This is a genomic window from Methanohalophilus levihalophilus, from assembly GCF_017874375.1.
Lineage (GTDB): Archaea > Halobacteriota > Methanosarcinia > Methanosarcinales > Methanosarcinaceae > Methanohalophilus > Methanohalophilus levihalophilus.
This window is the reverse complement of the sequence record NZ_JAGGLK010000003.1, coordinates 530,554-547,165: the sequence shown is the minus strand read 5'-3', so window position 1 is coordinate 547,165 and position 16,612 is coordinate 530,554. Positions and strand designations below refer to the sequence as shown.

At 43.1% G+C, this 16,612-nt stretch carries 17 protein-coding genes; 12 read left to right on the top strand and 5 right to left on the bottom strand.

Annotated features, from left to right (window positions below):
- Window positions 1–160 precede the first annotated feature (160 nt).
- From J2755_RS10210 to J2755_RS10155, 12 genes are all read left to right on the top strand, one after another.
- Entirely contained in the window at window positions 161–2,332 is a 2,172-nt protein-coding gene (locus tag J2755_RS10210; protein ID WP_209683049.1) for a hypothetical protein, read from the top strand.
- A gap of 61 nt (window positions 2,333–2,393) precedes the next feature.
- Window positions 2,394–4,475: a hypothetical protein gene (locus tag J2755_RS10205; RefSeq protein ID WP_209683047.1), complete on the top strand. Its 2,082-nt coding sequence runs from the start codon at window positions 2,394–2,396 to the stop codon at window positions 4,473–4,475.
- A gap of 81 nt (window positions 4,476–4,556) precedes the next feature.
- The gene (locus tag J2755_RS10200) at window positions 4,557–5,243 is read left to right on the top strand and encodes a hypothetical protein (protein ID WP_209683044.1); all 687 of its coding nucleotides are present in this window, start codon (window positions 4,557–4,559) and stop codon (window positions 5,241–5,243) included.
- 90 nt (window positions 5,244–5,333) lie between these two features.
- Window positions 5,334–5,828 (top strand): hypothetical protein, encoded by a 495-nt coding sequence (locus J2755_RS10195; protein WP_209683040.1) that lies wholly within the window; start codon window positions 5,334–5,336, stop codon window positions 5,826–5,828.
- Window positions 5,829–5,984: 156 nt separating this feature from the next.
- Window positions 5,985–6,218, top strand: a complete 234-nt coding sequence (locus tag J2755_RS10190; protein WP_342591078.1) for a winged helix-turn-helix domain-containing protein — start codon at window positions 5,985–5,987, stop codon at window positions 6,216–6,218.
- A 302-nt stretch (window positions 6,219–6,520) separates the two neighbouring features.
- Window positions 6,521–7,315 carry a hypothetical protein gene (locus J2755_RS10185; protein WP_209683033.1) on the top strand — a complete coding sequence of 265 codons (795 nt, stop codon included), beginning with the start codon at window positions 6,521–6,523 and terminating at the stop codon, window positions 7,313–7,315.
- A 183-nt stretch (window positions 7,316–7,498) separates the two neighbouring features.
- Window positions 7,499–8,359 carry a PEF-CTERM sorting domain-containing protein gene (locus tag J2755_RS11390; RefSeq protein WP_245312899.1) on the top strand — a complete coding sequence of 287 codons (861 nt, stop codon included), beginning with the start codon at window positions 7,499–7,501 and terminating at the stop codon, window positions 8,357–8,359.
- 398 nt (window positions 8,360–8,757) lie between these two features.
- Window positions 8,758–9,969, top strand: coding sequence for a VPXXXP-CTERM sorting domain-containing protein (locus tag J2755_RS10175; RefSeq protein WP_209683029.1), 1,212 nt, complete (start codon window positions 8,758–8,760; stop codon window positions 9,967–9,969).
- 74 nt (window positions 9,970–10,043) lie between these two features.
- On the top strand, window positions 10,044–10,592 hold the full coding sequence (gene artB, locus J2755_RS10170; protein ID WP_209683025.1) for an archaeosortase B: 549 nt from the start codon (window positions 10,044–10,046) through the stop codon (window positions 10,590–10,592).
- The gene (locus tag J2755_RS10165; RefSeq protein ID WP_209683021.1) at window positions 10,565–10,975 is read left to right on the top strand and encodes a hypothetical protein; all 411 of its coding nucleotides are present in this window, start codon (window positions 10,565–10,567) and stop codon (window positions 10,973–10,975) included. Before artB ends, J2755_RS10165 begins: the two co-directional genes overlap by 28 nt.
- A gap of 163 nt (window positions 10,976–11,138) precedes the next feature.
- Window positions 11,139–12,242 (top strand): inositol-3-phosphate synthase, encoded by a 1,104-nt coding sequence (locus tag J2755_RS10160; RefSeq protein ID WP_209683018.1) that lies wholly within the window; start codon window positions 11,139–11,141, stop codon window positions 12,240–12,242.
- Complete coding sequence (locus tag J2755_RS10155; RefSeq protein WP_209683015.1) at window positions 12,220–13,056, top strand: DUF429 domain-containing protein; 837 nt, start codon at window positions 12,220–12,222, stop codon at window positions 13,054–13,056. Before J2755_RS10160 ends, J2755_RS10155 begins: the two co-directional genes overlap by 23 nt.
- A gap of 33 nt (window positions 13,057–13,089) precedes the next feature.
- On the opposite strand, the gene afpA is transcribed toward J2755_RS10155, so the two are convergent.
- Genes afpA through J2755_RS10130 form a run of 5 tightly spaced genes read right to left on the bottom strand, consistent with a single transcriptional unit; the run spans window position 13,090 to window position 16,578 of the window.
- Window positions 13,090–13,629 (bottom strand): archaeoflavoprotein AfpA, encoded by a 540-nt coding sequence (gene afpA / locus J2755_RS10150; protein ID WP_209683012.1) that lies wholly within the window; start codon window positions 13,627–13,629, stop codon window positions 13,090–13,092.
- A gap of 23 nt (window positions 13,630–13,652) precedes the next feature.
- A complete protein-coding gene (locus J2755_RS10145; protein WP_209683007.1) occupies window positions 13,653–14,348 on the bottom strand; it encodes a ferredoxin--NADP reductase in 696 nt (231 codons plus the stop codon).
- 20 nt (window positions 14,349–14,368) lie between these two features.
- A complete protein-coding gene (locus tag J2755_RS10140) occupies window positions 14,369–14,980 on the bottom strand; it encodes a flavodoxin family protein (RefSeq protein WP_209683005.1) in 612 nt (203 codons plus the stop codon).
- Between the two features lie 13 nt (window positions 14,981–14,993).
- Window positions 14,994–15,185: a 4Fe-4S dicluster domain-containing protein gene (locus J2755_RS10135; RefSeq protein ID WP_209683003.1), complete on the bottom strand. Its 192-nt coding sequence runs from the start codon at window positions 15,183–15,185 to the stop codon at window positions 14,994–14,996.
- 1 nt (window position 15,186) lies between these two features.
- Window positions 15,187–16,578, bottom strand: coding sequence for a multiheme c-type cytochrome (locus tag J2755_RS10130; protein ID WP_209683001.1), 1,392 nt, complete (start codon window positions 16,576–16,578; stop codon window positions 15,187–15,189).
- Window positions 16,579–16,612 lie beyond the last annotated feature (34 nt).

Sequence of the window (16,612 nt, the reverse complement as noted above, 5' to 3'; positions counted from 1 at the left end):
AGTGGTATGGTACGAGAGTTAATACTGTCTGTGATGTATCTCTCCTCATGGGAGATCTATAAATGGCCTTCCACCAGGACATACAAACTGTCCGGGTAAACTGCATCCCTTTTGGCCGCTCTGAAAAGAAAAGAAAATCTCAATTTGGAGGTAAAAAGGAATGCAATTTAAGACAATCCTTGTTGTAGCTATGTTATGCCTTGCAATGGCTGGCGTATCCGCTGCAGCAGAAGATGTGAAAGCTTGCTGGGAGCCATGTGGCACACCAGTTGAGCAGTGTGACAAAGACACAACCTTCGTGTTGTTTGATATGCCAAACGCCACGATTGTAGAATCAATTGACGGATATTTCTACATTGATGTTGAACCTGATTTCAACTCCAACAATGAAAGAATCCTTACAGTAAATGATATCCGCCTTACAATTTTCCACGACAAATATCTTCCTAACACCCAGATCATGCCAAGTGATCAGGACAACAAAGAAGGTAATAACCTGATTGTAGAAGAATACAACAGTGCAATTTCATATGCTGATCTCAACCAGAACGGTAAATATGATCTTACAGATGGTGTTGTCTACGATCTTGATGGAAACGACGTAATTTCAGCAGGCGACATTCTCCAGACCGACCTTCCTGCAACAGACATTAACACTGTTGTAGACAACAACGGTGTCGCAGAATTAGAACTCTTCATGACACAGGGAGAACTCGGCCAGGCATGGACCTGGGTAACTCTCAGCCACCCTGCAGTAGGCACAGAACTTACAACTATTAGCAGTGGTTCAGCCAGTGAACTTATCCACTACGTCGATGCTGACAACAGTGACACATACAACAAAGACGACAAGGTTTACCTCATCCAGCCTCATGATTCCGAGTCCTGGTGGATGGATATGAAAGTCACAATCGGTGACACCAGGGTATTCATTCCAGCAGATGACCCATGTATCCCAGAATGTGGTACAAAAGTCATCCAGGGTGACCACGACGCAACCTATCTTCTTATGAAGAACCTGAATGCTCAGCTTGCATACTACACTCACGGAGTAATTGACGGTATTCCAACTGAAGTCTATGTAGATATGGATAGCGACAACCGCGTATCCCTTGGTGACATCAGGCTGACAGAAGTTTCTACACACTACCCACCAAACAGTAAGGTAGTACCTTCCAACAGATTCGACCTCGGACATGAACTTACAACTGCAGACCAGACAATCGTCAGGTATGCTGAAACCGATGGTCTTGTAGGATACACTCTTGGAGATGCAGTTTACATCGACCTCACAGACGATAATGTTGTAACCCCAGGAGACATCAGGCTTGTTGAAGTCTCAGTTTACGAACAGGGATTCGAAGACCCATTCGTATACGCTGCATGGTCAGTTGTTGCTTCCAACGATGTCGATGTTGGTGACGATCTCTTCGGACTTCTTGACACCGATGGAGTCAGGGACGGAGGAGACTACACAGCACTTAACGAACTTCTTGGATACATCGACTCTGACTGCAGTGGAGACTGGACCTGTCCAGACAAACTCTACCTACAGCAGATTGTCGACAAGAAGAACTATGACCACGCTGTAACTGTTGGTGACCTCAGACTCTATGTACCTGTAAATGACCCAGTCAGCCCATGGTACGGACTCGAGGAATGGCCATACTGTGGTACAAAGGTAACATCCTGTGACATTGATGTCGAGTATGCACTTACCTACATGTTCACTGACTACGCATGGATCAAATTCGTTGACAAAGACAACGATGGAGTATTCAGTGACGATGATAACGCATACATTGACATGGACGGCAGTGATGATGTATCAACCGGTGATGTCAGGCTGACCGATGTTGCAATCGACGGTGAATGGTTCTACTTCAACAACACCAAGGTAGGAGACCAGCATGAAGGAGACAAAGGAGATGAAATGCTTCCAGCTGATGGAGCACTCATGAGCTCTGACAGAGATCTTCTCGGCGTTGTACCATCCAGTGGATTCGAAGTGTACCTCTTCGACAACGACTGCAGCAGAGACTGGACCTGTGTTGATGTGCTCTACCTGAAGCTTATCGACAGCCATGAGAGAGACAACTACTTCGTCACCCATGGAGACATCAGGCTCTTTGTTCCACCAGAACTTATTGGTGAAGCAAACGGAGAAGATCCACAGGAACCAGAATGCCCATATGACACCAATGACAACCAACAGATCGACATTGAAGATGTCAATACAATAATAGACAACTACCGCACAGCCGGCGGCATGACAATCAGTGATGTGAACGCTGTAATCGACATGTACCGCACAGGATCATATTGCGAGTAAACTTGTAAATTGAGTGTAGAGAGATGAAAATCTCTCCCATTCAATTTATGGGGGGTTCAATATGAAAATACCAAAATGTATCCAATTGTTTGGAGTCATAGGTTTAGTATGCCTAGTGACACTCGCAATGGTCTCAGCGGCAGCAGCAGATCCAAATGTCTGCAGGGATCTCCCCGCAAGTGCAAACCCAGGTGACACAATTACTGTGAAACTGGACATTACACTGGACGGTGCTGACAAGACTGTAATCGAGGATAATGTACCTGCAGGGTGGGTAGTAAGCAACCCATCAGATGGTGGATTTGTCGTCGATGATAACACAGTCGGCTGGACAAACTCTGGAGCAGCACCTGGTGACAACCAGTTCACATACGATGTCACAATTCCAGGCGATGCAGCACCAGGAACATACGACTTCGACGGTGTATTCGATCTGAACGTAGCAGCACCTGGATTACAGGCAATTGACTGCGAAACTCAGATGGATGTCGAGGCAGCACAAAATGGTGGAGAACCAAATGTATGCAGAGACCTTCCGGCAACTGCAAACCCAGGTGACACAATTACTGTGAAACTGGACATTACACTGGACGGTGCTGACAAGACTGTAATCGAGGATAATGTACCTGCAGGGTGGGTAGTAAGCAACCCATCTGATGGTGGATTTGTCGTCGATGATAACACAGTCGGCTGGACAAACTCTGGAGCAGCACCTGGTGACAACCAGTTCACATACGATGTCACAATTCCAGGCGCAGCAGCACCAGGAACATATGACTTCGACGGTGTATTCGATCTGAACGTAGCAGCACCTGGATTACAGGCAATTGACTGCGAAACTCAGATGGATGTCGAGGCAGCACAAAATGGTGGAGAACCAAATGTATGCAGAGACCTTCCGGCAACTGCAAACCCAGGTGACACAATTACTGTGAAACTGGACATTACACTGGACGGTGCTGACAAGACTGTAATCGAGGATAATGTACCTGCAGGGTGGGTAGTAAGCAACCCATCTGATGGTGGATTTGTCGTCGATGATAACACAGTCGGCTGGACAAACTCTGGAGCAGCACCTGGTGACAACCAGTTCACATACGATGTCACAATCCCAGGCGATGCAGCACCAGGAACATATGACTTCGACGGTGTATTCGATCTGAATGTAGCAGCACCTGGCCTACAGCCAATTGACTGCGAAACTCAGATGGATGTCGAGGCAGCACAAAATGGTGGAGAACCAAATGTATGCAGAGACCTTCCGGCAACTGCAAACCCAGGTGACACAATTACTGTGAAACTGGACATTACACTGGACGGTGCTGACAAGACTGTACTCGAGGATAATGTACCTGCAGGGTGGGTAGTAAGCAACCCATCTGATGGTGGATTTGTCGTCGATGATAACACAGTCGGCTGGACAAACTCTGGAGCAGCACCTGGTGACAACCAGTTCACATACGATGTCACAATCCCAGGCGATGCAGCACTCGGAACATACGACTTCGACGGTGTATTCGATCTGAATGTAGCAGCACCTGGCCTACAGCCAATTGACTGCGAAACCCAGATGGAAGTTGTCGAGGAGCCAGTTGAGCCTCCAGAAGAACCAGAAGGTATTGTGATCGAGGAAGGATGGAACTTCATATCAGTACCATATTACCTGAACAACAGCACTGTTGAATTTGTCCTTGCGGACATCAACTACAGTACAATCATGTACTACAATGCTTCATACGACAATTGTTCAGGCATGTGGGAGATACCAACCACCTTGGATCCACTGTGCGGCTACTGGATTGAAAGCGACGAGACTGAAGATCAGGTAATAACACTCGATGTTCTTGAACCAATGGTACCAACAGTACCACCTACCAAGACACTGTGTGCAGGATGGAATGCAATCGGTTACAGCGATGCAATGACTACCCTGCCAGCTGAGTTGGCACTAAGTTCAATCGACGAGTCTTACACTACGATCAAAGGTCCGTATGATCCTGCTAACATGACCTATGAACAGATAGGCCACAATGGTGAAACAGGCGTCATTGCTGGAAACCACGTCGGAACAGATATCTTTGAAGTTAGCCCATTCGATGGTTTCTGGGTATACCTGACCCAGGAAGACACACTTGTGGGATAACCGGAGGAGCTGGAAACAAAGAATAAAACATTCAGGTGAGTTTTTTACTCACCTTTTTTTATTTTAATAAAGGGTGATTACATGATCAAGAAAGGGAGCTTTTCAAAATACACAATAATCTTACAGGCATTCATTTTATTGTTTGCAATAGCAACGATCCCTGTAGGCGCGGCTTCAGAATCCGCCCCATCATTCCCAATCATTGCGGAAGGAGATATTACAATCGGTGGAGAGGCAGCACCTGTGGGAACTGAGATCACAGTTAAACTTGGGGATAAAACAGTTGGAATGACAACTGTAGAATCTGAAGGAATATTCGGAGATGCACCTAACAACCGGCTGCTAATAACTTCCGAACCCGATGACTATCAAAACCTCAAATTCTACGTTAATGGAGTAGAAACAGATCTTATAGACTTAACCAATGCAGCACCAGGAGACACCATTTCAACCAGCCTGAGCGCCGATGCATCAGCGGCTTCAAGCGGTGGAACAACCACAACAAGCACCACTGAAGCCACAACCAGCAGTTCATCTTCTTCATCATTTGGAAGTATGGGAACTGGCAGCTCAGATGCAACGCCTAGTGAAGTAGAATCATTTGAAAGCACAGCTTTTGCAGGAGATGAAGCTGGAGCTGGAGATACTACAATTGGTAGTAGCCCATCCGCCGACGCAGAATCATCTGCAGTTGTAAGTGGACTCTTTGGACTAATACTGGTTTCACTGATTGGAATAGTGGTACTTGTGAAACACAGGAAGAACTGAAAAAAGTGATACAACAACAAAGCTTCTGAGATCAGGAAGATGTTGCAGGAAAATCTACCTGTACATCTTCCAAACCCGTAGAGGATAATTATGAATCATACTCAGGTCCATCATAAACTGAAAATAGTCCTACAGGCGTTCTTGCTCTTATTTGCCGTATTGGCAATACCAACTGCAATGGCTGCAGAAGAAGCAACCCCGATAATGCCTTTGATACTCAAGGGCAGTGCAACTGTAAACGGAGAACCCGCAGAAATCGGTTCAGAAGTTGTCGCAATGATTGACGACAGGATCGTAGGCTCAACCACAATAAGCACAGAAGGTTTGTATGGCGATCTTCCCACTAACAGGCTCCTGATAACTTCCGGGCAGGATGACTATGAGAAAATAAAAATCTATATCGATGGAGTCGAAGCTGACACTGAAGAAAATGAATTCCAAAACGCAAGACCTGGGAACACAATTGATCTTGATATTTCAACTAATACTAATCAGCAAACTCTGGATAACACATATTTAATGATCTTGGCAGGAGGTCTTTTGATAATAGGCGCTATTGCGGCGATGAGATACAGACCAAAATAAGATCATGGCGATCTTATCACATCCGGGAGAACTATGTTTCGTAACCCTGTACCGGGCTTATTTATTTAATCTGCATTCAATTATGAATTAAGAAAATAGTGCAGAGGCTTGGTATCCAGATGTGCTCTAATAAAGTGAAAGATGTTTCGGGGAGTGGTGGCCATTAAGAGAAGAAACAGAATAGACATTTCAGCTGATATTTTAGAAACAGCGAAGAATGGGGCAAATAAAACCCAAATTGTCTATAATACAAATTTAAATTTCAGTATTGCAAAGAAATACTTAGAAATGTTAGAAGAAAAAGAGTTGATAAGGCAGGAAGGGAATCTGTACATTACAACTGAAAAAGGAAAAACCTTCCATGATCTTGCAATGCTTCTAAAACTGTGATATATTTCATCGGGGATTGGGTAATTCAATTCCTGTTGATCATCACATAAATAACTATTATTCTAACCACTAAACCGGACTCTTTTATTTGCCTGCCACCCAATTATTAATTGGAAAATTAAATTAAAAAACGACAGCTTCTAATCATTTTAGGCTTCAGGGGCCACAGTCAGAAATGAAAAAGGTAGACAATGAAACAAAATATATAAATGTATAAAAATTAAAATCGACATATTTATATACGGGTGAAACCTATTACTAATTGTCCCATACATAATTATTATGATGATGAGGTGATTGCGTTGAAAGCAACAAATCCCAGAACATGCGTAGAAAAAAAACAAACAGCATCACTAAAAGAAATAGCGCATGCTTTCACCCCATATGCAATCAACAAATATCTTATTGAACGCAAGTGCAAACTTAACAAACAGGAAACAATTCCAAAAAACAATTCTCTTGCAGTTTACCCACCTTCACTGAATATCAACAGAGTAGTTGAGGACGAAATCGACAAATGTATTGCATTTCTGCCCTATTGCGCGAAACCAAGGAATGATACTACATGCCCCGTTTCAGACACCATCGACGGCCGAAAAAACCAAAAGTGCCTGAAGCTGGATGGCGCCCAATGTAAAGTCCCTTGCTCCCTTGGAAAAATGGTCGATGTTCTTAAGCAAAAAGGATTCACTAAAGACAGGATTTTTATAATCGACAGTGACTCAAACCTTTTCCCCTGGCTAAAACAAAAAAGAAGTGAAGGCTACGAATACTTCATGCCGGGAATAGGTTGCCATTACGGAGTAAAGTATGCACTTGACTATGTAGTGAAAAATTTAGGCTTCAAGGGATGTGTTGTTTTTATTGAAGATTATGACCCAAAGGATCCAAAGAATGGCGTTTGTAAGACGCCTTCTGACTACCTTAACATGGAATATGGAGATAAAGGGAAAAGAACAAAAATCCCGAATGAAGCTATCTACCTGATGGAGAAAATTCTTGATGGATCTATTTCACAGGAATGCGTAAATTACCCGGAAAGGACACCTAACCATACACCATCCCATAAAAAAAGTGTCCTGAAGACTCAGAACTAACTACCTAACTGACTTGTTTTCACTTATGTTTGCTTTTCCCAATACCCAACGGGTTTTCCTGACAGAAAATAGATATTAAGTCAGAAACTAAGTTTACTAGGCAATTATATTCAATCTGCTCCATAAATACTATTATCCTAAACTTAAGCCTATCCTATAAGGTGGTACAAAGGAGTGGATACGATGAGAAAAATTAACCTATGGACAACTCTTCTTGTAGTGGTGGCATTAATGGCATCAATCCCGGCAGCATCTGCAATAAATGTAGATGGGATAAACAGCCCTTCAGAGTGGGATGATAACTGGGCATTCGGCCAGACAAATAATGCAACCGCCGCCGGAGAGTATGATATAAACAACCTGGGAGACAGGCTGGAAATCGCTCAAGGAGCATTTGACGACTTTGAAGGAACCTGGTTCGCAGAAGATCCAAAAAATGATTCAAGTTCTACACATGATGAGTCAATGGCAAGCGAAGGAGAATCAAGTGGTCAGGACATAATGAGAATTTATGGCCACTACGACGCAGCAAATGACACACTGTTTGGGATGACAACAGTATATGGAATCCCAGGAGATCTTGACGGCGACGGAAACACAGATACAACATTTGATAACAGAGATGAAGATGGGACAGCAGGTCCTGCAGGCCTTGGACTGGGAGAATATGAATTGTGGAGAATCAGAATAAGCCAGTCAGGAAGCCCTACAGTTGAAATCGATGTTCAGAATAACAACTGGACAATCATTTCCGGACCTCTTACATACGGAGACGTGGAAGCAGCATTTAGCCCAACTGTTGACGGAGTCTACGAGATATCAATACAGGATATGAGCGAAATATGGGATATCAGGCCCTGCTCACCAGACATAAAGATAGAAGTACAGGCTGGTGGTGTTGGAGATAGCCCCGGAGAAGACACTGCGACTGCATTCGTCAGGATCCCATGCGACAATGAAATCCCCGAATTCCCAACAGTTGCAATTCCAATAGCTGCAATTCTTGGACTTGCATTTTTCTTCCAGAGAAGAAAAAATGAGTGAGGGTTAATCCCTTACTCCTGATTTTTTTTGTAATCTTAATTCACGGATTTTTTCAATAGCTTCCGAAAAATAGCTCAGGCTCCGTTTTCCAAATATCTTTTTAGGAAATAATTTCAGAATTTATGTTTATTAAGTATTTATATTCGAACTTTCAAGGAAAGCAACTGAAATTAGGAGTTTGGAGAACATCCAGATATGTCGTAAATCTCTTCTAAAATAAGATAAATCAGCGCTTTCTGAGCATCCACAACATCAAAGAAAAATCACATTTTCATTATGCTCATGCCCTACGATACGTCAGTAACTATGTTTACTGCATCGTTATAAGCAATCTTCTCCATAAATTAAATTATCCTACTTAGAACTACTAAGAAAGGTGGTATATAGGAGTGGATACGATGAAAGAGATGAAGCTATGGCTAACTATTTTGATGGTATTGGCTTTAGTGGCATCAGTACCCGCCGCATCAGCTATCACCGTTGATGGTATCAAAGACCCGGAATGGAATGATAACTGGGCATTTGGACAAACCAACAACGCCACAGCAGCTGGCGAGTATGATGTTTTCAATACCGGGAACCGACTAGAAGTAAGACAGGGTGCATTTGATGATGATACTACCATCTGGAATGCAGAAGACCCTAAAAATGACTCCGGAACTTCACATGACGAAACAATGGCAACTGAAGGAGATTCAAGTGGCCAGGACATCATGAGAATCTATGGTCACTATGATTTTGCAAATGACACCCTCTTTGGGATGACAACAGTATACGGAATTCCGGGAGATCTGGATGGCGACGGCAGCACAAACACAATCTTTGACAACAGGGATACCGATGGTAATGCCGGCCCGGCAGGGCTTGGGTTGGGCCAATGGGAACTATGGACAATCAGAATAACCCAAACCGGAAGTCCCGCAGTTGAAATTGATGTTCAGGATAACGACTGGGCAATCATTATTGGACCTCTTGCATACAGTGATGTAGAAGCAGCATTCAGCCCAACAGCGGATGGTGTCTATGAAATTGCAATAAGCGACGCCAGCGAAATCTGGGACATCGGACCCTGTCAGGAAGACATAATGATAGAAGTCCGTGCCGGTGGTACTGCCGACACCCCTGGAGAAGACACAGCTACCGCATTTGTGCACTTCACCTGTCCGGACATTATGATCAAGAAATATGTCTCCGCAGATAATTCAACATGGTTTGATGCCAACACTAAGCTGACTGCACCAGTCCTCGAAAACAACAGTGCAGTTTACTGGAGATACGTAGTCACAAACACCGGTGATGAACCCCTGACAAGTGTCAGTGTCACAGATGACATAATTGGTTTCATTGGGAATATCGGTGATCTTGACGTAAATGAGGAAGCTACCCTTTATGCATCAGGAACCGTCCCCAGACTGTGTACAGACTACACCAATATAGGAACCACAAACGGAGTGGGAGCTGTCTCAGGAATACCGGTAACAGACAATGACCCGGCCAACTACCTCTGTGAACCACCCGAAGATGTTCCTGCAATGACTCCAATTGGTCTTATCGGACTTATCGGAGCTCTTGGATTGGTTGGAATTGTTGCGATGAAACGTCGCGAATAATTCTTACCCATCCCCCCCTTCTTTTTTTTAGATATTTTTAAGTACTCTCGCACAAGTATAAAAACGGGGAAACTATGGGGAAAAAGCAGAGGAAAAAACGGGAAAATACCAAAAGTCTCAAGCTAAAACTCTACGAGCTAAAAGATAACAGAATTGCAAGATTCGTTGCCCTATATCTGATTTACATCAGCATTTTTACCGGGCTTTACTTATTGCTAAAAGAAGATCTGGAATTTCTGAGGAACCTGACAGCCGGCACCTTTTCATATATGATGAGTAGCTTAGGCGTAGCAAATACGGTTACCGAAAACCTTCTCCTTTTTGAAGAAGGAGCTCCTGCACTGAAAGTTATTGATGAATGTACGGGGATATACGAGGTTCTCGTATACTCAAGCTGTGTGATGGCTTATACAACGACATACCAGAAAAAGCTCATGGGCATTGCATTTGGAATTCCTGTAATACTTGGAATTAATATGGTACGCCTTATTTGTCTTGGCTTTGTTGGAATTTGGTATCCTGACATGTTTGATTATGTCCATTATTACCTCTGGCAGGTAACATTGATTCTCATAATAGTATTGGTTGTTCTGATATGGATAGAGAAAATAGTGAAAAGCTAAAGATGACAGTGTTTGTGGGTAAATTTCTTCTATACCTGACAATACTGTTTTTATTGGGAATCCCCGCTATTAGGGCCTATATATTATCGCCCGACCATGCATTGAATGCATTTGATTTCTTTACTTTTTACCTTCCTTTGAATCTCGTGCCTTTTATAGCACTTATCCTGGCCACTCCAATAGAAAACAGAAAGAGATTGAGATTGATAGCAATCGGATCTGCTGTAATATTCCTGTTTACAGTCACAATAATAGCTCTCCAGTTCAACTTTGCATCCGTTACAAGCGAACTGTTTTATGTTTATGCTATAGGAAGAGCTGCTTTCCCTTTTGTTTTGTGGTTTGCCTTTATGCATAAAGACTTGAATTTTTTCAATCTTTAAACCCCGAAAAAGACCAGATTTCAGAGACAAAAAAGTAGCCGATTATCATTATCAGAAACCTTTTTATTAGCTGCCTACATTATAGCCGTGTTCAAATGATTAATTATATATGATAAGTACTGCAACTTATTGCAATCATTCATGTTTAAAAAGAGGAAGTGCTATGGATAAAATAAAAATCGCAATTGCAGGGATGGGCAACTGCGCAAGCTCCCTCATCCAGGGTCTGGAGTATTACAAGGATAAAACTGAAAACGATTCTATCGGTCTTATGCACTGGGCCATAGGGGGATTCAAACCTTCAGATATCGAGGTTGTTGCTGCTTTTGACATTGACAAAAGGAAAGTGGGAAAAGATATATCTGAAGCCATTTTTTCTGAACCAAATTGCACTACCGTCTTCTGCCCGGATGTTCCCGAGAAAGGCGTAAAGGTTACCATGGGAAATGTCCTTGATGGTGTCTCCGACCACATGGTAGACTATGAAGATAAATACAAATTCATAGCCAGCGATGAGACAAATTCTACAAAAGAAGATATTGTAAAGATTCTCAATGAATCCGGTGCTGAAATGCTTTTGAATTTCATGCCGGTTGGTTCCGAAGAAGCTGCACGTTTCTATGCAGAATGCGCTCTTGAAGCAAATGTTGGCTTTATTAACAACATGCCTGTTTTTATTGCAAGCACTCCAGAATGGGCAGAGAAGTTTGCAGCAAAGGGACTTCCAATTATTGGTGATGACATCAAAGCCCAGCTTGGGGCCACGATCACTCACAGGACACTGGCAGATTTATTCCGCAAGCGTGGCGTCAAACTCGAGAGGACATACCAGCTTAACACCGGTGGTAATACAGACTTCCTTAACATGCTCAACCGCAGCAGGCTTTCCTCGAAGAAAACATCCAAAACTGAAGCTGTCCAGTCAGTTATTGGTGAAAGACTCGCTGACGAAAACATACATGTCGGCCCAAGTGATTATGTCCCATGGCAAAAAGACAACAAACTATGTTTCCTGAGAATGGAAGGAAAGCTGTTTGGTGACGTGCCTATGAACATCGAACTCCGCCTTTCTGTGGAAGACTCCCCAAACTCTGCAGGAGTTGTTATTGACGCAATTCGCTGCTGCAAGCTGGCTCTCCAGAGAAACACCGGCGGAATTCTCTATTCCCCATCTGCATACTTCATGAAACATCCACCCCAGCAATATGTGGACGATGATGCCTTCAGGATGACTAACGAGTTCATTGAAGGCAACAGGGAGCGGTAAGCTGCCACAAGGGAACAAACGTTCCTCTTTTTTCGGAGTGGATTTTAGCGGCGCTAAGGATGCAGGCCGCAAAATCTGGATAAGCCATGGGATAGAATCCCGTGGTTTATTGAATTTAGAGTATTGCGTTCCACTCGAAGAGCTGGCAGGGACCAGAGAGCGTGAAGAATGCCATCGATTCCTTTGCGAGTTTATAGCCTCTAATAATGATGCTGTTTTTGGACTTGATTTCCCCTTTGGATTACCTCAGGAGATAACTGGTAACCAAAAATGGGAAGAAATAATCCTGCAGTTTCCCAAAAACTATCCGGATGCTAAAACTTTTCGTGAGAAATGTCGGAAACAAACCAATAACATGGAATTCAAGAGAAGAAGTGAAAAAGAAAAAGGAGCCCCTTTTTCCCCTTACAATCTTCGCCTTTACAGGCAAACGTATTATGGAATCAGAAATGTAATATATCCCCTTGTAAAACAGAAGCTTGCTTGCGTACCTCCAATGCAAAATCCAGACCCTAATAAGCCGTGGATTGCAGAGATTTGTCCGGCCTGCACTCTTAAAGAAATGGGTTTATACCAACCATACAAAGGGAAGGAAGAAGCACAAGAGTCCCAGAGGATACTAATCGTGAAAAGGCTTTCAGAAATAAAGATGAGGCTTGATGAAAGCATAAAAGAGAAAGCTATCAATGATTCAGAGGGTGATGCCCTTGATAGCATCCTTGCAACATTGTCTGCATACAGGTTCCCTGCTGAACTGGGAAAAATAGAGCAGGTTGATGAAATATCCCGGACGGAAGGGATGATATTCTATTGAATCTATAAAAATCAAGAGGATAAGAAATAGGGCTTATTCCAGCCCTACAAGTTTATAGATGTCTTCAGGTTTTTTGAGCACAGTTATATTTTCCATTTCTGCCAGCTTTTCAGAATTCCTTACATCCACTTCACGCATTTTGAGTTTCATTTCTTTGCCTTCCGGAGAATAGGTTGTGACCTCACCCCTTACCTGATCAACCGGAAGTATGTAAATCGGAGTCTGTCCTTTTGCAGTCTGTGCAACAACGTTGGTCACAAGTGTATCTGCAATTCCGTAAACAATCTTGGCAACACTGTTAGCAGTTGCCGGAGCAATTATAAGTGCATCATAGTGACCAACTTGCAATGGGCCTGCAATAAATGGAGAATTTGGTCCGGCGTCAGTCTTGAAGTTCGGGAAATCGTGCTGGATGCTGTCCCACATCCTGTACCACTTCATGACGGTTTCTCCTTCTTTTGAAAGGAAAACCATGAATTCAATATCTGTTCTTTTGCTGATATCAGCCATTATCTCATAAGTTTCCTTAATCTGGTCACCTGATCCTGTAATTCCCCATGCAATTCGTTTCATACAATCCCTCTTTTAATTCCTAATTAGTATCCTGTAATTAATTCAATTTTCATCATTGATTTTGGTATATCCATTTCAACCAGAAGTTCCTTTACGGCTTTCACCATCCCCGGAGGTCCGCAAAGATAGAATACCCTTTCCTTATAATCTGGTATTTCTTTTAATATCATATTTTCGCAAATATGCTCCCTGCAACCCTTCCAACTATCATCTGCCCTGGTAAGGGTGTGAACCACACGAAGATGAGGATTTTCAGACTCCATTTGCTCAAGCTCTTTACGGAAAGCAATATCCTCCTCAGTCTTGTTACTTGCTATGAGGACGATATCAAAAGGTGCTTTTTGATCAGTACAATTTTTACAGATGCTTATCATAGGAGTTATTCCAATTCCACCACTTATCAGTGCAATTTTGTCATATTCTCCTTCAAAAGTAAGCTTTCCGTAAGGCCCATCAATTGTGAAAGAATCGCCTGCATTCAAAGAATCAAGAGCATTAGAAAATTCGTGTCCTGTAAGCTTCTTTGTAAACTCAAGATCTTCATCTAAAGGGCTGCTGGAGATTGTTAAGGGTTTTTTCAAAACAGTACCATCTACAGAAACTGAAACCATGATGTATTGGCCTGCAAGATAGTCAAAACCTTCTGGCTTATTAAAACGGAAACTCTTCACATCATGAGTTCGAGGTATAACATCATTAAGGATTACTTCAAATTCCATTAAATTCCCCATTTTCAGCCTCATTTGAACTTCTGGGCCATAGTAACCATTCGGTTCACAGTTTTCCTCAAACTACGCAAGCCTTCCGAGTCCTCGGAAGTTCCTTCGGCACCTTTATCCTGAGACCAGAGCGTACCACCCAGATTAGAACCAAATGAACCACCTGATACCGGAATCATTTCACTGATAACGTAGAAATCAAGGATGGTCTTGATTGCAGGCTCCTGCCCACCTACACGGTCACCGCCAACTGCCAATGCAGATCCAACTTTGTTCTGGAATGATTTTGGGTCTTTTGCCACAACAGCACGACATCTGTCCATAATAGTCTTGGTTTGAGCACTCAGATTTCCCTGATAAACAGGTGTCCCGATAATCCAGGCATCTGCCCAGAGCATCATATCATAAAGTGAAACAATATCATCCTTGTGAATACAACCCTTCTTTGTCCTGATGCAATGATCACAGTGGATACAGAACTTAAGGTCCATTCCCCTGGCAGAGAAATATTGGGTTTCTGCACCAAACTTCTCTTCAGCGTGCTGGAGAGCATATTTTACGGCATAATCTGTGGATTTTTTTCGGGGGCTTCCCGATATTCCCAGAATTTTTATTGGTTCATTATCTGACATACAATACCCCTTTTTACTCCATACTGATTGCATCTTCGGGACAGACGTTTACGCATTGTTCACATTCTGTGCAGTCTTCAGGGCGTGCAATTACGGCAATTGTTTTCCCTTCACTTTTTGTCTCAAGATCAATTACTTCCGTCGGACAAATTTCAGCACATGCACCAACACCAGTACACCTGTCCTCATCTACAATCGGCGGCATGTCATTCCTCCTTTTTCCCATACCTGAGATATAATATGGCACCCATCAATGAAAGGATCATCCCTGCAACACCGAATCCGGGAGTTGATTCTGAGGGCACATCGCCGTTAATTGCTCCACGATAGGAATTCATTTCCACAACTGGGACTTCATGCACATTGTCTCCAAAGATATCATCTATCATTGATTGCGGAGCAGACCGGTACAATAGTTTTACGTCTACAGAAATAGGATCAGCAACATTCTCCGGCACTTCAAAAGAAAACTCTTCGATTGCCGTATCTTCAGGAGATATCCTGTTGTCTGAAATTACCGATGCAGCTTCCCATAGCTTAAATGTGGGTTCACCATCTGAATCTGCAAACTTTGTCTGGTAAACAACTGCATTTTGTATGTTACCTTCTGAGTCCAGAGATCCACTGTCCAGCAACACAGTGCCTGAAGCATCCGAAACCAGAACTTCAAGCCATATCTGCCGGGCTTCTATAAGACCTGTAGGAATATTGTGACCAGCACCTGAATTTGTGATGCTGACCTCCATATTCACAGTTTCACCGGCTTCAGCTGTTTCTGGAATAGCAACTTCAACTGTAGCAGCTTTCTGGAGTCGTTCTGTATTAAGCTCAATAGTATCTTCCTCATCAAGGATTCCTGTTACGAAGACATTAGCACCTGAGAAATAGTGGGTGGAAATATGATCACGTTTGGGTGCACCTGAACCGGCTCTTCCGGGATTGGCTTCAAAATCGGTGATTCCAGGAGTCATATGACAATCCTGACATGTTACATCGCGTTCGGAGTAGGGACCCTCTTCCCAGGCCATGTAAGTATCATCCAGAACCAGCCCATTGGCTGGATGATAAACCTGATGACACATTCCACAGTATTCTGCTTGCTGGTAAAGCTCCAGATATTCACTTCCATGGAACGCAGATTCCGAATCATCAAATGGACCGTACTTTGTTGTTCCCGGAGAAGAAATGAAAGCACCATTTCCAGTCCCATCATTATCGGATACAGTGTGACAGAAATCGCAGCTAACTGCTTCAAGAGCAACATCGCTAGCTTGTGAGCCATCAATTGGCGGAACTTCTGCCGACAACACACCTACAGGAATATGGCAGCGAGTGCAGAAGAGATCAAGTGCACCATCACTGTCTTCACTGGCAAGCTTCAATTCTTCCTGATAAAAAGGATCTGTGAAAGCATTTGCATGCATACTTCCATCCCATTCACTTCTAATTATAGCATGGCACTGTCCACACTTTGAGTATTCAGTAAACTCATCTGATGTAAATTCACCATGCGAAGAAGGCAAAGCAGTAGCTGGTAATACAAGTACTAAGAAAATGATTGTGATACTTAGCAAAACAACAGGGTTTTTGGATAGCATAGAGAACCCCCCGAAAATGAATAAAGTGGGAAAT